2 protein-coding genes and 1 pseudogene are annotated in these 1,828 nt (G+C 68.0%); 2 read left to right on the forward strand and 1 reads right to left on the reverse strand.

Annotated features, from left to right (window positions below; all coding sequences use genetic code 11):
* Positions 1–471, forward strand: a pseudogene (locus tag I55_RS37965) (hypothetical protein); the annotation flags it as partial.
* A gap of 382 nt (positions 472–853) precedes the next feature.
* On the opposite strand, the gene I55_RS36855 reads toward I55_RS37965, so the two are convergent.
* Positions 854–1,054, reverse strand: coding sequence for a hypothetical protein (locus tag I55_RS36855; RefSeq protein ID WP_159107120.1), 201 nt, complete (start codon positions 1,052–1,054; stop codon positions 854–856).
* A gap of 466 nt (positions 1,055–1,520) precedes the next feature.
* On the opposite strand from I55_RS36855, the gene I55_RS36860 reads away from it, so the two are divergent.
* The coding region (locus I55_RS36860) for a MobA/MobL family protein (protein ID WP_044559560.1) at positions 1,521–1,828 on the forward strand (308 nt) is incomplete at its 3' end.

Genomic DNA, 1,828 nt, shown 5'->3' on the forward strand with positions numbered 1-1,828 from the left:
GTCGTGGCCGAGCTGGTGGGGATCGGCCTTCTTGTCGCCGGCCATGAGACGCCATCCAGGCTGGTGTTGAGCGAATTGGGGGAGCTTACGTGGGAGGCTTACGTCGAGGCGGGCCGCCTTGACGGTCTCCGTCCCAAGAAGCGTCTGCCGCGAAGGAAAAAGGCGGCTGTGGCGACAGCGCCGGCGTCCATGCTCCAGGCGCCGCTGCAAGAACCCGTCAGGGACGCGGATTCCAGCAACAGGTCTTCACCGGACGGCGACACGCCCAGGCCATCGGTGGCTCTGAAGAAGCCCAGACGGCGCCCGGCCGGAGCGAAGGCTGCGGCGTCTCCGGCTGACCAACAAGTTGCCGCCCAGGAGCCAGCCGCCGTGCCTGCGCCCGCGTCGTCTCCGAAGGGGCCGGCCAACAAAGCCGCGTCGCGCCGAGCTCGCGTCAAGGCGGCCGACGGCGGCAACAAGCGGAAGAACTGAGCGGGGCGGGATCACGAACCCGGCTGTCTCACTCTACCGAGGCCGTCACGTAATCCTTTGATGTGAAAGCATGAAGCCCTGTCGCCGTCGCGCGGCCGGGGCTGTCGCGTCAAGGTCACAAAGGCAACGAACGCATCAGCCAATTGAAATCCAATAATATCAATCTATTAGCGTCAATGGGCGCGACAGATGTCCTTCAGCAGCGCGCCAAAACCCCGAAATTTCACGCAGCGGCGCAATAACCCGTTTGCACTTTTAGTGCAAACTGCCCATTCTCGGCGGGTTCGCGGCGCGCAGTCGAACCCCTTTGCGGTCGCGGGACGTGAAGCGCCTTGTCGCCAGGCGCTGCGGAGCAGCGGATGAAATTCCAGGTCGGCCAAGATCAGTTTGAGGAGGAGCGCCGTGTAGGGCGCCTGGCCGAGGACTCTGGCGCCGAAGAGCGCGTCGTCAGGGCGGCGCTGCGCGGCGCCACGCTGCGGGGGGGACGGTTCGCACCGGTGCTGTCGACGGTCAGCGGCGCCGCGCTTCTGAAACCTGTCTCGGCCAAGTCGACCCGGCCGGTGTCGGCGAAGGGGCGTGTCACCTTGCATTTCCGGCATGCGGTCATCGGCAGGATCCCGGAGACCGCCGCGTCGTTGGGGGACCGCGCCAAGGCCAGGGGTGTGGTGCTGGTTTACCCGGGTCGGGCGCAGGTGAAGGCGGTACAGGCGGCCGGCGGTCGGTATGACCGCGGGACACGGGCTTACCGCTTGGGGCGAGAGGAATTCGCCAAGGCTCCGGAGGGGGTCAAGGAGCTGGCCAGCCAGGCCGCCCGCAGGGCGTGGGAGGTCCGGCGTAGGGAGGGGCGGACGGGAACGCGCCTTGGCCCGGTGCGGGAAGCCGTGTCCACGGCTGCCCGTGGAACTTCACCTCGTTCCGCCGGAGGCCCCGGCTCCTCGGGGCCACGGCCAACCGGTTCCACGGGCAGCCGTGGACACGGGTCTTCCGAAGGACGTGTCCACGGTTCCACGGCTTCCCGGGAAGCCGCGAGGCCGGGCGGCCGTGGAGCCATGGCCGAGCGGCCACAGGTTTTCCGGTGCCAGCCTGGAACGGCCGCGCGCTATCAGCGCTATATCGAACGGGCCGACCTGATGGAGGCGGAACGCCGGAAGGCGGTGGTGGCCGACAAGGAGGGTTATATCTCCGACGGCTCCCTGGGCGAGACACCGGGAGAGCGGGCCGCGTTCTGGAACGAGGTGGAGAAGCGTGAGCGGCGGGTGGATGCGCGGCTGCAGTGTCAGCTGATCGTCGAGGTCCCGCATGAGCTGGAACCGGAAGGGGTGCGCCGCGTGGCGTCCGCCCTGGTTGAGCCGCTGGT

The organism is Azospirillum sp. B4 (genome assembly GCF_000333275.1).
Taxonomy (GTDB): domain Bacteria; phylum Pseudomonadota; class Alphaproteobacteria; order Azospirillales; family Azospirillaceae; genus Nitrospirillum.